The sequence below is a fragment of the Acinetobacter sp. ANC5681 genome (assembly GCF_023488045.1).
GTDB lineage: Bacteria > Pseudomonadota > Gammaproteobacteria > Pseudomonadales > Moraxellaceae > Acinetobacter.
Genome location: NZ_JAMFKZ010000013.1, coordinates 64,949 through 82,862, shown reverse-complemented (window position 1 = coordinate 82,862; position 17,914 = coordinate 64,949). Strand labels below are relative to the sequence as shown.

14 protein-coding genes are annotated in these 17,914 nt (G+C 40.3%); 5 read left to right on the top strand and 9 right to left on the bottom strand.

Translation table 11 applies throughout. The features are described 5' to 3' along the window. Positions 1-1,863: DUF2339 domain-containing protein (locus M5121_RS09430; protein WP_249571025.1), on the bottom strand; the 1,863-nt coding region annotated here is incomplete at its 3' end. Between the two features lie 189 nt (positions 1,864-2,052). Here M5121_RS09430 and polA point away from each other — a divergent pair. Then, positions 2,053-4,818 (top strand): DNA polymerase I, encoded by a 2,766-nt coding sequence (gene polA / locus M5121_RS09425; RefSeq protein ID WP_249571024.1) that lies wholly within the window; start codon positions 2,053-2,055, stop codon positions 4,816-4,818. Between the two features lie 60 nt (positions 4,819-4,878). Here polA and M5121_RS09420 read toward each other — a convergent pair whose 3' ends face one another. Genes M5121_RS09420 through ppx form a run of 5 tightly spaced genes read right to left on the bottom strand, consistent with a single transcriptional unit; the run spans position 4,879 to position 10,014 of the window. Further along, positions 4,879-5,448: a YggT family protein gene (locus tag M5121_RS09420; protein ID WP_005164419.1), complete on the bottom strand. Its 570-nt coding sequence runs from the start codon at positions 5,446-5,448 to the stop codon at positions 4,879-4,881. 16 nt (positions 5,449-5,464) lie between these two features. Beyond that, positions 5,465-6,304 carry a pyrroline-5-carboxylate reductase gene (gene proC, locus M5121_RS09415; protein WP_249571023.1) on the bottom strand — a complete coding sequence of 280 codons (840 nt, stop codon included), beginning with the start codon at positions 6,302-6,304 and terminating at the stop codon, positions 5,465-5,467. 3 nt (positions 6,305-6,307) lie between these two features. Continuing rightward, entirely contained in the window at positions 6,308-7,699 is a 1,392-nt protein-coding gene (tilS, locus tag M5121_RS09410; RefSeq protein WP_283772287.1) for a tRNA lysidine(34) synthetase TilS, read from the bottom strand. Next, positions 7,636-8,460: an acetyl-CoA carboxylase carboxyltransferase subunit alpha gene (locus M5121_RS09405; protein WP_005164406.1), complete on the bottom strand. Its 825-nt coding sequence runs from the start codon at positions 8,458-8,460 to the stop codon at positions 7,636-7,638. Before M5121_RS09405 ends, tilS begins: the two co-directional genes overlap by 64 nt. A gap of 33 nt (positions 8,461-8,493) precedes the next feature. Beyond that, positions 8,494-10,014 (bottom strand): exopolyphosphatase, encoded by a 1,521-nt coding sequence (gene ppx / locus M5121_RS09400; protein WP_249571022.1) that lies wholly within the window; start codon positions 10,012-10,014, stop codon positions 8,494-8,496. 273 nt (positions 10,015-10,287) lie between these two features. On the opposite strand from ppx, the gene trxA reads away from it, so the two are divergent. The 3 genes from trxA (at position 10,288) to M5121_RS09385 (ending at position 12,857) form a co-directional block, all read left to right on the top strand. Beyond that, the gene (gene trxA, locus M5121_RS09395; RefSeq protein ID WP_087536609.1) at positions 10,288-10,614 is read left to right on the top strand and encodes a thioredoxin; all 327 of its coding nucleotides are present in this window, start codon (positions 10,288-10,290) and stop codon (positions 10,612-10,614) included. A gap of 330 nt (positions 10,615-10,944) precedes the next feature. Next, positions 10,945-12,213: a transcription termination factor Rho gene (gene rho / locus M5121_RS09390; RefSeq protein ID WP_004664227.1), complete on the top strand. Its 1,269-nt coding sequence runs from the start codon at positions 10,945-10,947 to the stop codon at positions 12,211-12,213. A gap of 392 nt (positions 12,214-12,605) precedes the next feature. Continuing rightward, positions 12,606-12,857 carry a hypothetical protein gene (locus tag M5121_RS09385; protein WP_004664225.1) on the top strand — a complete coding sequence of 84 codons (252 nt, stop codon included), beginning with the start codon at positions 12,606-12,608 and terminating at the stop codon, positions 12,855-12,857. Between the two features lie 102 nt (positions 12,858-12,959). Here the strand turns inward: M5121_RS09385 and M5121_RS09380 are convergent, their stop codons facing one another. The 3 genes from M5121_RS09380 to pheS are packed head-to-tail and all read right to left on the bottom strand — an operon-like array spanning position 12,960 to position 16,648. Continuing rightward, positions 12,960-13,256 (bottom strand): integration host factor subunit alpha, encoded by a 297-nt coding sequence (locus M5121_RS09380; protein WP_004664224.1) that lies wholly within the window; start codon positions 13,254-13,256, stop codon positions 12,960-12,962. Then, positions 13,253-15,634 carry a phenylalanine--tRNA ligase subunit beta gene (gene pheT / locus M5121_RS09375; RefSeq protein ID WP_249571021.1) on the bottom strand — a complete coding sequence of 794 codons (2,382 nt, stop codon included), beginning with the start codon at positions 15,632-15,634 and terminating at the stop codon, positions 13,253-13,255. Before pheT ends, M5121_RS09380 begins: the two co-directional genes overlap by 4 nt. 33 nt (positions 15,635-15,667) lie before the next feature. Then, positions 15,668-16,648, bottom strand: a complete 981-nt coding sequence (gene pheS / locus M5121_RS09370) for a phenylalanine--tRNA ligase subunit alpha (protein WP_005239606.1) — start codon at positions 16,646-16,648, stop codon at positions 15,668-15,670. A gap of 231 nt (positions 16,649-16,879) precedes the next feature. Between pheS and M5121_RS09365 the strand changes: the two genes are divergently transcribed. Continuing rightward, the gene (locus tag M5121_RS09365; protein ID WP_249571020.1) at positions 16,880-17,881 is read left to right on the top strand and encodes a hypothetical protein; all 1,002 of its coding nucleotides are present in this window, start codon (positions 16,880-16,882) and stop codon (positions 17,879-17,881) included. Positions 17,882-17,914 lie beyond the last annotated feature (33 nt).

Genomic DNA, 17,914 nt, shown 5'->3' with positions numbered 1-17,914 from the left:
TGCAATCGCTCCTGCATACATGCCCAATGCTAAAAAAATTCCACTGAGCATTCGAGCACTAAAGTATTTTTCAACTTGTTGATAATTTAATAAATAGTAAGCTGAAATAAACTGAGCGATTGCATAGATGACTGTACTGAGTATCGGAAAGTGGTCATTAGACCAAACTTGGAAAATGAGTGCTACTGAACTTAACAGCACCAATACAACACCCACATAACGACTTAAACGATAACGTTCAGTTACTCCCCAGACAATTAATGCTGTACCTTGAATCACCCAACCCGTTGAAGTCCAATGTGCCCCTTTAGCCAATGGAAAAATTAATGCCGTAAAAACCACTGCAAGAATAAAGAAACTTTTTGCCAAGATAGATAATTGTGGATGCCGACGTTTAATCCATAGATTTAATGCGATATACACAATGGCTAATGCAATAGCTCCCCAAGTTAATGCTTGAGTCGAGTTATGCATTAAATATGCATGCAGGGAAAAACCAAGTACAGGAACACTAAAAATAAGCCCAACATCTAAGATAGGCTGTAGACGTTGACGACTTTGAGGAACTGTCTGATCGATGCTTATATCTTGAGTTTGTGTCCGTAACATTAGTTGGCTATAGCGAATACTTAACCAAATAAATAAAGCAATATGCAGCCATAAGATAATATCTAAGGTGTCAAACTGATATGTTTTTGCATAGATTCCAATTGTTGCACCACCGATAAACATCGTGGCAAAAAATGCGATTTGATGCAAAATTTTCCACGGCTGAATAAAATTAACCGCAGCAACAGCTAAATTAATTAAAAAGTAATAGCCAAATAAGAAAATCACATCAGGATGATTTTGTGGAATCACCAGTGGTGCAAGATATGCCATGCTCAAAGCTAACATCGCTAAATACAAGGCTTGCTGTTTTAAACTAAGATAGACCGTCGCTAATAATAGAATTACAAATAAAATACTCGCTGTACTTAAGCTAGCAATCACGGCGAAGTGATGAGAGAAAATCAAGGTCAAAAAAACGACTGCTAAACCCACGCCTTGTAAAGCTACAGCAAATAATTGGTTTTTCTTTTGTAGTAAATAACCTGCAATAGTCGTGATAACACCAGCAATAGCAATAAAACTCAGTTTTACCCCCAAGCTTAATTGCCAATGCTCGCTAGCAAAGCGTAACAGTAACACCACGCCAACCATTAATATTGCAACTGCAACACGTAAAATTGGATTGCCATGCATCATCCAATCAAGTGCAGGTTGCCACCATGATACTGTTTGAGTTGTTGCTTGATGCTCAAAATCAACAGCTGACTGACTATTTTGATTTGGTATCGCCTGATAATCAGCTTTCATCCACGCAGGATGTTGTTCAAAAACTGGTTTCTGAGTTTCTGTCTTCTTGGCTTCATCAAGATACCGTTCAATATTTTGGGCGTTGATCTTTTGCTGAGCTAAAGCCTCTATGTCAGTCTCTACATTTGCATATTGTTCTAAATGAGTCAGTCGCGTTTGAAATGCACTGATCGTTTGGATTAAACATAGCATGAATACCAATAATGCACCGCCAGCTAACCACATCCACGTATTGGCGTAAGCAAAAAGTGCCACGAGTGCCGCAGCATAAATAATAATTTTTTGCCCATTTATATTCGCTGATTGTGCAAAAAAACTTGGCGCGGCCTGCTCTAACTGGCGTAAGCGCTGATGAATTTCTGAAATAACGTGCACAATAACAACAGTTAATCCAATTGTTGCAGCAACAATCGCTCCATGCCATTGAAATGCAATTGCGCAAGCAAGCAGCACCGTCAAAACAACTAAAACGATAATAATTACCTGTTTATTTTTTTTATACATAGACTTAGATCAATTATGACAGCTTCATTTAAGTTATCTTACTTGATCACTTGATAAGCAGCCATTTTTACATACAAAATACTGCAATTATTTAATGCGACACAGTTTGCCACTGCTCTACAAGACAACAAGGACAGCCACTACTTTTTCACGTAAAATGGCATTTAGTTCATAATAAGGATTTGCATAATGCCACCTTTTGTCTTGGTTGACGGATCTTATTTTTTATTTCGTGCTTTTCACGCTTTACCGCCATTAACAACCTCTACAGGTTTACACACCAACGCAATCCGTGGCGCAATTTCAGCAATTCAAAAGTTAATGCGTCGTACTCAGCCTACTCATATGGCTGTGATTTTTGATACACCAGAACCAACTTTTCGCCATAAATTATCACCTATTTATAAAGGTGATCGCCCAAGTATGCCTGAGGAGTTATCTCAACAAATTCCCTATCTACATGCATTAATCAAAGCTCAAGGAATTCCTCTGTATAGTCTTCCGGGTGCGGAAGCCGATGATATCATTGGCACACTCACTAAACGTGCATTGGCTGAAGGTCACCATGTCTTGATCTCAACAGGTGACAAAGACATGGCACAATTGGTTAATGAACACGTTAAACTCGAAGATAGTTTTAAAGAACGTGTGTTAGATGAAGCTGGGGTACTAGAAAAATTTGGGGTACATCCACATCAAATTATTGATTATCTCACCCTGATGGGAGATGCTTCTGACGGTATTATGGGAGTGCCAGGTGTCGGTGCAAAAACTGCCGCAAAACTACTGACTGAATATGGTTCATTAAATAATATTATTGCCAATGTTGATCAACTGAAAGGCAAAATCAGCCAAAATATTAAAGACAATTTAGAGAATATTAAGATTGACCATCAACTGGCCAGTATTGTCTGTGATCTAGATTTAGCTTTAGATTGGCATGATTTAAAACTAAGCAATCCAAATGTAGATCAATTACGTGACCTCTATACAGAACTAGAATTCCGTAACCAATTACAATCTTTAGACCATCCCAACAATCCAAATAATTCGGCTTACCAACAAACATCTCAAAGTATTGTCAAAGCCGAACAGAAAGTTGAGCAAGTGATCACTGAGGATCATGCCAACCTTTCTAGTCAAGATGATCAACTCGGAACTGCAACCTATCACACGGTATTAACCCAAGATGCTTGGGATGCTTTATTTCAACGTATGCAGCATGCTGATCATTTTGCAATTGATACTGAAACTACAAATCTAGATTATCGTGTTGCTGAGTTAGTCGGCTTCTCAATCGCATTCGATGCTCATGATGCTTACTATATACCTGTTGCACATGACTATGAAGGTGCACCTGTTCAACTCAACCGTGAAACATTATTAGCTCAAATCAAGCCAATTTTAGAAAATGAGCAAATCAAAAAAATTGGTCATCACTTAAAATATGATGCGCATATTTTTGCTAATCACGGTATCACGATTCAAGGCTGGTATTTCGATACTATGCTTGCCTCGTATGTACTCAATGCAGCGGCAACCCGTCATGGGATGGATGATGTAGCTCGTGTTTATCTCAGCCATTTGACCACCACTTTTGAACAAATCGCAGGTAAAGGCGTAAAGCAAAAAACCTTTAATCAGATTGAATTAGAAATAGCGGCACATTATGCTGCTGAAGATGCACATGTCACTTATCGTCTTTATGAAGTATTAAAAGCAAAACTTCAAAGCCATCCTGAACTTGTTCATATTCTACATAATATTGAAATGCCTGTAGCACGCGTGCTTACAGGTATGGAAGAAGATGGAATTAAACTGGATCATCAATTTTTGGATCAACTCAGTGTCGAGTTCTCTGAAACGATTCAAACTTTAGAAAACCAAGCAACTGAATTAGCAGGTGAAGCCTTTAATATCGCATCACCTAAACAAGTGGGTGAAGTCCTATTTGATAAGCTTGGACTCAAAGGTGGTAAGAAAACTGCCACGGGTCAATATAGTACCAGTGAAAGTATTTTAGAGAAAATCGAACATCCTCTAGCTGAAGTTATTTTAGAACATCGTGGATTAGCAAAACTCAAAAACACCTATACTGATCGCTTGATCGAGCAATCACATGACGCAACGCATCGTGTACATACCAGTTATCACCAAGCACTCACGGCAACTGGGCGTTTATCTTCCACTGATCCAAATTTGCAAAATATTCCAATTCGTACACCAATTGGTCGTCAGATTCGTAAAGCCTTTATTGCACCTGAAGGTCGTGTGTTACTCGCAGCCGATTATTCGCAAATTGAACTGCGTTTGATGGCACATTTTTCGCAAGATGATGCGTTAGTCCATGCTTTCCAACAAGGCCAAGATGTACACCGCCGTACTGCATCGGAAGTCTTGGGAATTGCGATTGAAGATGTCACTCATGATCAACGTCGACAAGCTAAAGCCGTTAACTTTGGTTTACTCTATGGCATGTCTGAGTTTGGGCTTACTCGTCAACTGGGCTTTACACGCGAAGAATCTCGTAGCTATATTGCACGCTATTTCCAACGCTATCCGGGCGTACTCGACTATATGGAACGTACCCGTCAGATTGCACGTGAACAAGGCTTTGTTGAAACCATTTTAGGTCGTCGTCTGTATACACCCGACATTATGGCAACCAATAAAATAATTAAGCAGGCAGCCGAACGCGCAGCAATCAATGCACCATTGCAAGGAAGTGCTGCTGATATCATTAAACTTGCCATGATTGCAGTTGATAAAGTCCTACCAAAAGATCAGGCTAAGCTGTTATTACAAGTTCACGATGAATTGGTCTTTGAAGCAGATGTCGCTATTGCAGATGAACTTTCAAAACAAATTGCTGAGGTGATGCAGTCTGTATTAGAAATTTCAGTGCCATTTGTGGTTGAAGTTGGACAAGGTCTTAACTGGGATGCTGCTCACTAAAATAATGTAAATAAAAAAGGGACTGTATCAACTACAGTCCCTTTTTTATTTTGAAGCAGATTAAAGACCTGTTAAAAGAACTTTAGCCGCTTCATTCATTAAGATCTCAGCAATATATAAAGCTAAGAAAGCCAAAATTGGAGATAGGTCAATCATCCCCATATTCGGTAACAGACGACGAAATGGTGCAAGTAAAGGTTCTGCAAGCTCTTGAATCACTTCAATATAAGGTGATCGTGACTGCGTAAACATTACCACCCAACTCAAAATGATGGTTGCAAAAATCAAATAACGACAGAAACGAATTAAATCTTGGATCATTGTCACAAATGTCGTGATCACAAGATACACCGCGCTATGTGGCATTTGTCCTGACAAATACATCAACCCAAAAATTTTCAGTAAGTACAATACCACCAACAAAGCAACTGCGGCTAAATTGACACGCCCCTTGCCTAGAGTGGGAAAAATACGGCTAAAAACATCCACAATCTTGGTCGCTTTCACGGTTGAAAGGACCACAGGATTGTATGGACTGACTGCCGCTAATTGCATTAAAAAACGGAAAAAGATCAATAAAATTGCAACATTGATCAAAACACCAAAAATTAGCGCAGAACTTGCACCCATAATTGTCTTATCCTACTTAAACCGATTTAGTCTTGTCACTCAACTCTTGTGCAAGCTCTTGGCTACGCTTCTGAGCTGCTGCAAGCGCTGCTTGAATATTTTGTGAAATCTGCGCACGATCAAACACTTCTAAAGCTGCTTGTGTTGTACCATTTGGAGACGTCACATTTTTACGTAATTCTGTTGGAGAATTTGAGCTAGTAATCGCCATTTGTGCCGCACCCAACGCTGTTTGCAGGGTCAATGCCGTCGCGACTTTCTCATCTAAGCCCAAGTTTTTACCTGCACGAATCATACTTTCCATCAAGTAAAAGAAATAGGCTGGACCAGAACCAGAGACTGCTGTTACTGCATCAATTTGCGCTTCATTGTCTACCCAAATGGTTAAACCTGTCGCAGCCAAAATTTGACTGGTTAATTCACGATCTTGAGCATTTACTGCTTCAGATGCATAAATACCATGCGCACCCGTTTGTACCAATGCTGGCGTGTTCGGCATGACACGAACAATACGCTGACTACCGCCAATTAAATCTGAAATCGTTTGAATTTCAGCACCCGCAATAATTGAGATCACGAGTTTATCTGACAATAAACCTTTTAATGGTTGTAATACCGTTGCCAAAACTTGGGGTTTGACCGCCAATACCACAACGTCCGCATTTTTAATTGCGTCCACATTATCTGTTGTGGTTTGAATATTTTTTTCTTCTAAGATGTGACGAATTTGTTCAACTGGATCAGAAACGGTAACGCGGGTCGTCGGTAAACCACGCGAAAGTAGCCCACCAATCAAGGCTTGCGCCATGTTACCACCACCAATAAAACAAATATTTTGATTCAATGTTGTCGCCATGTCCTACTCATCATATGAAAAAGACTGCTGAAAAAAGTCATTGCAGTCAGAAATTAAACTTGGTTGCCAACCGCCCTGCTCTAAATAATCAGATTGCGCCAACCAAAAACCCTTTGGGCTAAAAACCCCAAGCATAACATTATCTACGACCAATATTTGAATTGTATGACGTAACCAAGGCAAAATCTGTGCATCTTGAATGGCTTTTTTCAGTGGCCAATGTCCAACTCGACCATAGAGATGAATTTTTTCCCCTCCTAGGCGTTTCAGCAGCTTTAACTCTCGCCCTAAAAGCTGGGATGAAAATCCAATCGCTTGAGATTCGATCTTAAACGTTCCAGCCGCAACTTTGATCGTTTCACCCATCTCATATCGCTCTAATAATGCAGGCAGAATGGTAGATTGTTTTTCTGCATATAATTGGTTGTGAGTTAAACGATATAATTTTTTCTGATAGCGAACAAAATAGTGTTGATTGATATGTAAAATTGCCTGAGCATCTGGTTTTGCCAGAATAACCTCTTGTTGTAAGCGTTGTACCATATCGTAGCTTGGGCGATATTGATCCTTACCTTTTATCCAAGCAGACAGCAATTGACGTTTTCGTGCATCAGATAGCTCCAACAGACAAGTTAAATCCAGCTCATTCTCAGTTGCACATAATTTCCAATCACTTTGCAGCACATCATCTAAAATTTCTGCAGCATCTTGCATCAGATAACTCGTTCGTGACACAGCTGACTGCATTTTAGGGAAGCGATTTTCTAATACAGGCCATAACTGTTCTCGACACCATGCCCGATCATAGTGCGTATCGTGATTGGTGAGATCAGTCACATAATCAAAACCCAGTTGCTGTGACCATTGCTCAATTTGCTCACGACTCAGATCTAAAAATGGTCGCCAAATGGTCATCTCTTGACGAATATCAATTTGCTGCATCGCGGCCAAACCATTGACACCTGCACCAGAAAATAATCGTAATAACAGCGTTTCCGCTTGATCTTGCTGATGATGCCCAAGTACTAAAATGTCATTCTCAGTTAAATGTCTACAATAAGCTTGATAACGCGCATCTCGTGCTTGTTGCTCTAGATTACCTGACCCGACTGAGACTTTTTGCAAAGCACAAGGAATCTTTAGCGCATCAGCGTGCTTTTGTACTAAATTGCCCCATTCTTCACTCATCGATTGAAGTTGATGATCAATATATATCGCGCGGGTTCGGGTGGGGAAAAGTTCAGACATCAGATACAGCAACAGCATGGAATCCATGCCGCCGCTGCACCCAATTAAGAATTGAGTTTGTTCAGAAAAATGCTGAGTTTGTGCTAAGACGCGATGCCTAAATTGCTGCTGCCAAACTTCATTAAACGTTGATAACGTGCATCGCATCGCTCTTGTGCATCCATCGGTTGCAATTCATTTAAGGCTTGTTTTAACACATCTTTCAAATCATGCATGACTTTTTCAGGTTGTAAGTGAGCACCCTCACCCTCATCCACCACATACTCAACAATACCTAAAGCTTTCAGCTTGTCGGCAGTTAATGCGAGCGCTTCACTGGCTTGTGCAGCTTTGTCCGCAGTTTTCCATAAAATCGAAGCACAGCCTTCAGGTGAAATGACTGAGTAAATACTATGCGATAGCATAATCACGCGGTCAGCAACACCAATACCAAGTGCCCCGCCAGAACCGCCTTCACCAAGTACAGTCGCAATCACAGGTACTTTTAAACTAGAAAGCTGCGCCAAACTGGTGGCAATTGCTTCTGCTTGACCACGCTCTTCAGCACCAACACCAGGATAAGCTCCCATGGTATCAACAAAAGTAAATACAGGTAAATTAAAACGTTCAGCCATATCAAGTAAACGCTGTGATTTACGATAACCTTCTGGATTACACATACCGAAGTTATGTTGTAATTTTTCACGCGTACTGCGACCACGATGTTGACCAACCACCATCACTGGCTGCCCATCGAAACGAGCTAAACCGCCAATCATAGCACCATCGTCACCATATAAACGGTCACCATGAAGAGCATCAAATTCAGTAAAGATTTCACTAACATAATCGAGAAATTGCGGACGTTCAGGATGTCGTGCAATTTGAACCGTAGCCCAAGACTTGGACTGAGTCGCTTTATTTTTCATAAGTCGTAGATAATCCCTAACAAGGATATATTGTTAATCAACAAAATTGTCTGACTGAATATTTAACTCAATGTCCCAATGTTTAAATTGCACTTGCTCATCATGCAAATCAGCAACCAATAAAGGCCATTGTTTAGCATCGCCAGAAACGCTGAGTTGCCATTGTTGACCATTTCCAACACTCAGTTCAATGGCAGGAAGCATCTGATCACTACGACTATGGTTCAGCAAAACAGCGAGACGAAGCAGTAAGCAGAGATACAATAAATGACTACCACCAACTTTTAGAACGTCATTTTTTGCATCAGCCCGTAACTTACGACGATGATGTGAAACTAAATGAGATAGATGATTTTGATCAATTTGTGAAAAACCGGGAATATCGGAGTGCTGTAATAAATATGCACCATGACGATGGTAGCCACCATGACTAATTGCTAAGCCGATTTCATGCAAATAGGCCGCACGACGCAGTAAGTCACTGTCTTCAGTCGTTAAATTTAAAGCATTCGCGACGCCATCAAATAACTGTTGTGCTGTATTTACGACACGTTCAGCTTGCTTTGGGTCAGCATTATAACGTCCCATTAAGGCTTGCACACTTCGGTCACGAATATCTTCATGCTTGAAGCGACCAAGTAAGTCATACATCACGCCTTCACGTAAAGCACCATCAGAATATGCCAATTTATCAAGCTCTAAAACTTCAAAAATGGCATATAAAATCGCAAGACCTGCTGGCAAAACTGCTCGTCGATCTTCACGTAGACCTTCAAAATCAATTTCAGAAATATGTTTAAATTTGAGCAAACGATCTTTTAACTTATATAAACCTTCACGAGTTAAATTTTCTTGTTCATCGCTCAAACCAAGATTTACTGTAATTTGACGACAAGCTTTGATTGTTCCACTTGAGCCAACAACAGTATCCCAACCTTCTGCTTTATAGGTATTTGCAATCGCAGAGAGTTCTTTACGCGCTGCGACAACAGCTTTATCAAAAGCCTTGCTTGAAATCTCACCATCAGCAAAATAAGCTTTACTGTAAGCGACACAACCCATTTGCAAAGATTCAGTGTGTAGCGGTTCAAACTCCTCGCCAATGATGAACTCTGTTGAACCACCACCAATATCAATCACTAAACGTCGACCACCATTAGCCATCGTGTGTGAAACGCCTAAATAAATCAGACGTGCTTCTTCACGCCCAGCAATAATCTCAATGGGTTTTGGTAAAATTTCAGCTGCTTTTTGAATAAATTCATGACCATTTTTTGCTTGTCTTAAAGCATTTGTCGCCACAATTCTTAGACGATTTGCTTGAACAGAGCTTAAACGCCCTACAAAACGAGCCAAACACGCAAGTCCACGCTGTTGCGCAGCTTCAGTTAAATTTTTATTTTCATCCAGCCCAGCTGCTAATTGTACTTTTTCTGACATTGAAGCAACTTTTTTCACTTCACCGTGATCAACACGAGCAATCGCCAAGTGGAAACTATTCGACCCCATATCAATTGCAGCAAGTAATTCTTCATCAATCAGAAAATCAGACATTCTTCATATAAACCTATGCTCAATTCACGCATTAGAGTAATTCACACGCCAATAATTTTAAAGTCATTTTAAGCAATAATAGGTGCGTATTTTCGCTTTTAAGCTATAAATCATTGTAGAAGCCGATAATCAACATCGTGAGCATCCATTAGACTTTTCATTTTGAAACTTGAATAATCAGAACAAACCCTTACATTGAGTAAAGTAGCAATGTAAGATTCATGCTGATGATGAACGAATTTGCACTTTATTTATTAAATTTGGAGTAACCTTATGTCTGCGACTATTGTTAATACAACTGATGAAAACTTCCAAGCAGATGTTTTAAATGCTGAAACTCCTGTACTTGTTGACTTCTGGGCTGGCTGGTGTGCGCCATGTAAAGCTATTGCACCAGTGCTTGAAGACCTTTCAAATGAATATGCAGGAAAAGTCAAAATCGTTAAAGTTGACGTGACTGCATGTGAAGACACTGCTGTGAAGTACAACATTCGTAACATTCCAGCATTATTAATGTTTAAAAACGGTGAAGTTGTGGCACAACAGGTTGGTGCAGCACCGCGTTCAAAACTTGCAGCATTTATTGACCAAAACATCTAATTACTGGATGTAACTGTCAATCGGAAGAAATATACTATTAACAGATAGTGTATTTCTTCGTAAAAATTGACAAATTCGCTGATTTCCCCTATATTACTGGATCAAGAAGCCCTGAATGGAATCTACTTCATTACGCTTCTTACAAAACACAAAACATAAGATCGCCGCTCGGCAATAAACAATTGTTTTCACATTTCTCTCTGAAACAATGAACCAAGCTACTGAATCGTGGTTGTGTACCTACAATTACATCAGCATCTATGTATGCGGTCGATTTTTTTATCCTTTTCCCAACTTGTCCTCCACTTATTCCATTCTGTCTGACCACTTATGAACTTAACTGAACTCAAGAAAAAACCCATTGGCGAACTCATTAAAATTGCGGAGTTTATGGGCCTTGAAGGCATGGCACGTAACCGTAAACAAGATATTATTTTTGCCATTTTAAAACGCCATGCCATGAATGGCGAAGAAATTTTTGGTGATGGTGTTCTCGAAATTCTTTCAGATGGTTTTGGCTTTTTACGCTCTGCTGCTGGTTCATATTTAGCAGGACCAGATGATATCTATGTCAGCCCATCACAAATTCGCCGTTTTAACTTACGCACAGGCGATACCATTACAGGTACTATTCGCCCACCAAAAGAAGGCGAACGTTATTTTGCATTACTGAAAGTTAATCAAATTAACTATGACACACCTGAGAACTCGCGTAATAAAATTTTATTCGAGAACTTAACGCCTCTCTTCCCAACAGAACAACTGATTATGGAATTGGGCAATGGTACAACTGAAGATCTCACAGCTCGTGTGGTCGATTTGGTTGCTCCGATTGGTAAAGGTCAACGTTCTATTATTGTTGCACCGCCTAAAGCGGGTAAAACAATGCTATTACAAAACATTGCTCAATCCATTGTGCGTAATAATCCTGAAGTGTTCTTAATCGTACTTTTGATTGACGAACGTCCTGAAGAAGTTACAGAAATGGAACGTACTGTTCGCGGTGAAGTTGTGGCATCAACATTTGATGAAGCACCTGCTCGACATGTTCAGGTTGCAGAAATGGTGATTGAGAAAGCAAAACGTTTAGTTGAGCATAAAAAAGACGTTGTGATTTTACTTGACTCAATTACTCGTCTTGCGCGCGCTTACAACACTGTGATTCCATCATCAGGTAAGGTATTAACCGGTGGTGTGGATGCTCATGCATTAGAACGCCCTAAACGTTTCTTCGGTGCTGCGCGTAACATCGAAGAAGGTGGTTCTCTAACCATCATTTCAACTGCTTTGATCGAAACAGGCAGTAAAATGGATGATGTAATTTACGAAGAATTTAAAGGTACAGGTAACCAAGAAATTACGCTTGATCGCCGTATCGCAGAGAAACGAGTATTCCCTGCAATGAATATCAAAAAATCTGGAACTCGTCGTGAAGAGCGCCTAATGAGCGAAGAAAATCTACGTAAAGTCTGGATTCTGCGTAAACTCCTCCACCCTATGGATGAGCTTGCCGCAATGGAATTCTTGCTGGATCGTATGAAAGAAACCAAAACTAATGATGACTTCTTTGATCAAATGAAACGTAAAGCATCGACATAAGATAAGTGCATTAAAAAAGGCTACCTTTATGGTAGCCTTTTTTATTTGGTTGACAAACTTACATAATATTTACAGATTATTTTAAAATTCCAATAAAACAATAAACCTTTGTTTTTAATAAATTTAAAATTAATTTCAATAAAAAAATAATGAAATACCGATTTTAATTTTAATTTCCATAGTTTTTTTCTATCAAAAAATAGCCAAATTCTGCCCATTTTTGTCGTTTTGTTGGACAGAACAGTAGTAATTCATGATCTGCTTTGATAGGATAGCAGCAGACCAGTTAGGCTGCTCCCTGCGTTGTTACCTAAAGCGTTTAGGAATAATAAAAGCACAAACAGACTAACTCTAGGTTTTTTTTAATCTCACAATTTTATGAGAGTGATGCCATGTTATTCAAAAAATTCGCTGTTGCTGCTGCTATTGCTACTACTTTAGCTTTCGTTGGTTGCTCTAAGAAAGAAGAAGCTCCTGCTGCTGATGCTAACGCTGCTGCGTCTGAAGCTGTAGCTGCTGCTTCTGAAGCTACTACTGCTGTTGAAGCTGCTGCTTCTGACGTTGCTGCTGCTGCTTCTGACGTTGCTGCTGCTGCTTCTGACGTTGCTGCTTCTGAAGCTGCTCCAGCTTCTGCTGCTCAATAATCTAATATTTTTAGATTATCAAAAAGAGAACCGTTATAGGTTCTCTTTTTTTACGCCTAGATTTTTAATCAAATAAAAAATATCACTATAAAAAAAAGCAGATCAATCGATCTGCTCATTTCCAACGCGCTGTCTAAATTTTTGACCCGCTCTAAACGTAACCACTCGGCGGGCAGAAATCGGGATTTCTTCACCCGTTTTTGGATTGCGTCCTGGACGCTCACGTTTATCACGTAATTCAAAATTACCGAAACCAGAAAGTTTGACTTGTTCACCCGCAATTAATGCTTGGCTGATCTCATCAAAAAACAACTCAACCATCTGTTTTGCTTCACGGCGATTTAAGCTAGTAAGCTCACTTAAATGGTCCGCCATCTCTGCTTTTGTTAATGCTGTCATGAGGCCCTCAATGTCGCTTGGTAAGTGTCTTCCAACACTTGAATAATGTTATCCATACCAGATTTAATTTCAGCATCTTCAAGCGTACGTGCTGGATGTTGCCACAACACTGCAAAAGCTAAAGAGCGCTTGCCTTGTTCAACCCCTTGACCCGTATACACATCGAACAACCATGTTGAGTCGAGTAACTCACCACCAGTCTGCTCAATTAAGCGCTGAATATCTCTAACCTCAATATTATCAGAGATTAAAAGCGCAATATCACGTCTAACCGATGGAAAACGTGATAATTCTGTAAAATTAGATACATAAGATTGCAAAACAGCCTGCTGATCCAGTTCTGCCACCCATGTTGTGCCCAAATCGAGTTCATTTTCCAGTGACGGGTGTAAACGCCCCAAGTAACCAATCGCCTGTCCATCCACCACAATTTCCGCAGATTGACCTGGATGCAGCCATGCACGCTCAGTACGGACAAATTCAGCCTTTACACGCCCCGCAGCCAGAATTTCTTCCACCTCACCCTTGAAATCAAAGAAATCCATTACCTGTGGTTTTGCATGCCAAGATTCTGGTACACGTGAACCAACCGCAATCAAGGCCAGAGTCGGAATCTGTTTCAGGTCATGAATACTTTGTGCATTTTGATAATCAAAACGTAAGCCCAGTTCAAAGAAACGGACACGCTGCTGCTGACGGTTTAAATTGTACTGGACACAAGGAATCAGGCTGGATAACAAAGTACTACGCATTGCAGCCAAGTCACTTGAAATTGGGTTGGCAAGCATTAATGGCTGTACGTTTGGATTCAATTGCTTCTCAAGTTTTGCATCGGCAAAGCTAAAACTAATCGCCTCTTGGTAACCCAAAGCTGCAATAGTTTGACGTAATTGAGCGATTTCAAAACGATCTTGATATTTCTCCAATGTCACATCAATTTTTGGCAAACTGATTTGAATATTGTCATAGCCGTGAATACGTGCAACTTCTTCAATCAAGTCTTGATAAATTGCCATATCATAACGATGTGATGGTGGAACTACACTCCACTTATCTTCAGCTTTGCTTTCCACCACACAGCCCAACCGTGTTAACGCATCCGCAATAAAATCACCAGCAACTTGATAGCCCAACAACTGGTCTACTTGCGCTTGTTGTAATGCAATCGCTTCACGTTTTGGCAATAAAGCCTCTTGCTCAGCAATCGTAATTGGACCAAATTCTCCACCAGCAAAGGCTTGAATCAGCTCAGAAGCACGGTGCATAGCAATCATCGGCAATTCAAAGTCAACGCCACGTTCGTAGCGCTGTGATGAGTCAGTATGCAAACCGAAACGACGAGCACGCCCTGCAATAGCTAAAGGCGCAAAGAACGCACTTTCGAGGAAGATATCTTGAGTCTCATCAGTTACCGATGAATCCAGCCCGCCCATAATGCCTGCCATTGCCAATACTTTCTGATCATCTGCAATAACCATGATGTCATCTTGCAGTTCAACTTCTTGATCATTGAGCAAAGTCAGTTTTTCTTGTGGCTGCGCTTGGCGCACTTGAATCGAACCTTCGATTTTTGCCAAGTCAAAGGCATGCATCGGTTGACCAAGCTCGAGTAATACATAGTTAGTAATATCCACCAAAATACTATGCGTACGAATGCCTGAGCGTGCCAATGCCTGTTCCATCCATTCCGGTGTCGGCGCTTTGACATTGACATTTTTGATAATACGACCCAAATAACGTGGTGTACCTTCCGTGCTAATCGTTACTGCTTTCTCATCTGTGATTGTTGCAGGTACAGACTGGATCTCAGGCTCATTCACCTTTAACTGATTGATCACTGCGATTTCACGGGCAATCCCGCGGATACTAAAGCAGTCACCACGGTTTGGCGTGATACTGATATCAATGACATTGTCATCAAGCTTTAAATATTCACGAATATTCATCCCCACTGGTGCATCAGCAGGCAACTCTAACAAACCATCAATTTTGTCTTCTAAATCAATTTCAGAAGCACCACAGAGCATACCTTGTGATTCAACACCACGGAGCTTGCCTTTTTTAATTTTGAAATCACCTGGCAATACTGCACCGATCATTGCAACAGGAGCTTTCATGCCCACACGAACATTTGGCGCACCACAGACAATCTGTAAGGCTTCACCCGAACCAATATTAATCGTGGTCACACGTAAACGATCCGCATCTGGATGTTGTTCAACCGTAAGGACTTCACCAACAACCACACCAGTAAACGGTTTTGCAACAGGTGCTAACTCATCAACTTCCAAACCCAACATGGTCAATTGATCAGACAATTTATCGCTATCAATCGCTGGATTTACCCAGCTGCGTAACCAATTTTCACTAATTTTCATTTGTATAAACCTTCTTTAATCCTGAAAAACTGTTTAGGCAAATTGGCGTAAGAAACGCACGTCATTTTGGTAGAACATACGCAAATCATTGATGCCATAACGCAACATCGCAAAACGCTCCACCCCTAGACCAAAGGCAAAGCCTTTGTATTTATCAGGATCAATTCCTGCGGCACGCAATACATTTGGATGCACCATGCCACAGCCTAAAACTTCTAACCAACGACCACGTTCATCCATAATATCCACTTCTGCACTTGGCTCTGTAAATGGAAAGTAAGATGGACGGAAACGTACTTTTAAATCTTTTTCAAAGAACTCATTGAGTAGGTTAATCAATAAACCTTTTAACTCAGCAAAGCTGGTATTTTCAGCAACGTACAAACCTTCGATCTGATGGAACATTGGCGAATGGGTTTGATCTGAGTCACAACGATAAACACGGCCAGGACACACGATACGAATTGGCGGCTGACTGGTTTCCATGGTTCGAATTTGCACGCCCGAAGTATGGGTACGAAGCAAATGGGTTGCATCAAAGTAGAAAGTGTCATGCATCGCACGGGCTGGGTGATGTCCCGGAATATTTAAGGCTTCAAAGTTGTGATAATCATCTTCAACTTCTGGACCATGAGCAACTTGGAAACCTGCTTTAGTAAAGAATTGGCAAATACGCTCTTGTACTTGAGTAACAGGATGAATACTTCCCATGCGCTGACCGCGGCCCGGTAAAGTAATATCAATGGTTTCACTTGCTAATTTTTTTGCAAGTTCAGCTTGTTGTAATGTCTGTTGACGCTCAGTCAAAGCTGTATTGATTGCTTCACGCACAGCGTGAATCGCAGCACCTTGTACTTTTCGCTCTTCAGGATCCATTTTTCCAAGTGCTTTCGACTGTTCTGCGAGCTGGCTTTTCTTCCCTGTAAATTGCACACGAACTTGATCGAGTGCAGCAAGGTCTTGAGCCGCTGCAATGGCAGCAAGCGCTTCAGTGGTCAGGGCTTCCAGTGACATAGTAACTCTCAAAGCAACAAAATATAGAAATATAATAAAACGCTATAGTTTATCAGCTTTTTACCAGTTTGATGAAAATAAACAGCGGTTTAAATAGCGTACTTTTGAAAATATAGATGCAAAAATAAAACAACAAGATACCAAAGCAGATCAACTAAAATTTCTGAAAAATTACTCAACAATTGAATAAAATGTATAAGATACCGATATCGTCAATGAGAAAGAATAACGATGGCGCTTGATCAAATCTGGAAACAACAGCTTACACTAGTGACTTATGGCAATGAATATTTAGCAGGAAATCTCAATTTTAGCCGTTGGGTTGAACATCCGATTTTTAATCAAAATCGACTGATTTTTAGAGACTTACTCTCTCAACACCTGTTGGCACAACATTTCCAGATTTGGCTTGAAGGCTTAAAAAAACAAGGTGTTAAAAAACTCAGCCTACATTTATCTAGTGTCCTCAATGATGAGCGAAATCCAAATGCTAACGTAGAGCTGCTTCCCTTTGCGCATTTTATTGTGAGCCATCAAGGCAATAAAAAAACCGCATGGATCTGTGGCCATGAACTGGCTGAATGGGATAACTGTGATCAAGCCTTTGATGCGCCGGCATCTCAACAAACAACCCTCCGCCAAGAAGTATTTTGGCGCTATGAGTTGAATGATAAATTCGCTAAAAAAATTGATGCTGACTTACAGAAGGTAAATTGGAATCAGGTTGCGATTGTCTTGGAGAAAGAACTGTTCGATAGTAAATATGCTGAACATTTTCCAGAGCCAGAACAACAAGATTTGCCTTTTTATGGTTATGAAGCTGATCTTACACATCTTTCTAGCAAACAATTAGCATTGATTCCAACAGATTATCCAGCGGATTGTGCACATCGATTATTACATCGCACACAAGCATTAACTGATTATTTAGAACAACAAAGAAAGCATCCTTATACGACTACAGGTGAGTTATTTAGCCCTGAAGAACAGATTAATCTCCGCAATTTTTCACAAAAAACGGATGACTTATTTGCCAAGCTGATTGTAAAAACCGCAAATCACTACCAAACGGCTCAACTTACGGCAGAAGAACCTGAAATCATTGACCGAACCATGGAAATTCCACATCAGATTGATAAGTCCCACCATCATAAAGTAGGTGCGTCTGGCGTGATTAAATTGATTATATTAACCGTGATTATTTGTCTGGTTGCTTACTATTTTGGGCTTTAAAATGAACAATTTAACTTTTGACAAATTCCTAAG

Excerpts from the sequence above, each read along its gene's own strand:
- M5121_RS09385 (WP_004664225.1), top strand. The coding sequence starts at position 12,606 with ATGTTATTCAAAAAATTCGCTGTTGCTGCTGCTATTGCTACTACTTTA.
- pheS (WP_005239606.1), bottom strand. The coding sequence starts at position 16,648 with ATGTCACTGGAAGCCCTGACCACTGAAGCGCTTGCTGCCATTGCAGCG.
- rho (WP_004664227.1), top strand. The coding sequence starts at position 10,945 with ATGAACTTAACTGAACTCAAGAAAAAACCCATTGGCGAACTCATTAAA.
- ppx (WP_249571022.1), bottom strand. The coding sequence starts at position 10,014 with ATGTCTGATTTTCTGATTGATGAAGAATTACTTGCTGCAATTGATATG.
- M5121_RS09405 (WP_005164406.1), bottom strand. The coding sequence starts at position 8,460 with ATGAAAAATAAAGCGACTCAGTCCAAGTCTTGGGCTACGGTTCAAATT.
- polA (WP_249571024.1), top strand. The coding sequence starts at position 2,053 with ATGCCACCTTTTGTCTTGGTTGACGGATCTTATTTTTTATTTCGTGCT.
- proC (WP_249571023.1), bottom strand. The coding sequence starts at position 6,304 with ATGGCGACAACATTGAATCAAAATATTTGTTTTATTGGTGGTGGTAAC.
- M5121_RS09420 (WP_005164419.1), bottom strand. The coding sequence starts at position 5,448 with ATGGGTGCAAGTTCTGCGCTAATTTTTGGTGTTTTGATCAATGTTGCA.
- M5121_RS09380 (WP_004664224.1), bottom strand. The coding sequence starts at position 13,256 with ATGACAGCATTAACAAAAGCAGAGATGGCGGACCATTTAAGTGAGCTT.
- pheT (WP_249571021.1), bottom strand. The coding sequence starts at position 15,634 with ATGAAAATTAGTGAAAATTGGTTACGCAGCTGGGTAAATCCAGCGATT.
- M5121_RS09365 (WP_249571020.1), top strand. The coding sequence starts at position 16,880 with ATGGCGCTTGATCAAATCTGGAAACAACAGCTTACACTAGTGACTTAT.
- trxA (WP_087536609.1), top strand. The coding sequence starts at position 10,288 with ATGTCTGCGACTATTGTTAATACAACTGATGAAAACTTCCAAGCAGAT.
- tilS (WP_283772287.1), bottom strand. The coding sequence starts at position 7,699 with ATGCGATGCACGTTATCAACGTTTAATGAAGTTTGGCAGCAGCAATTT.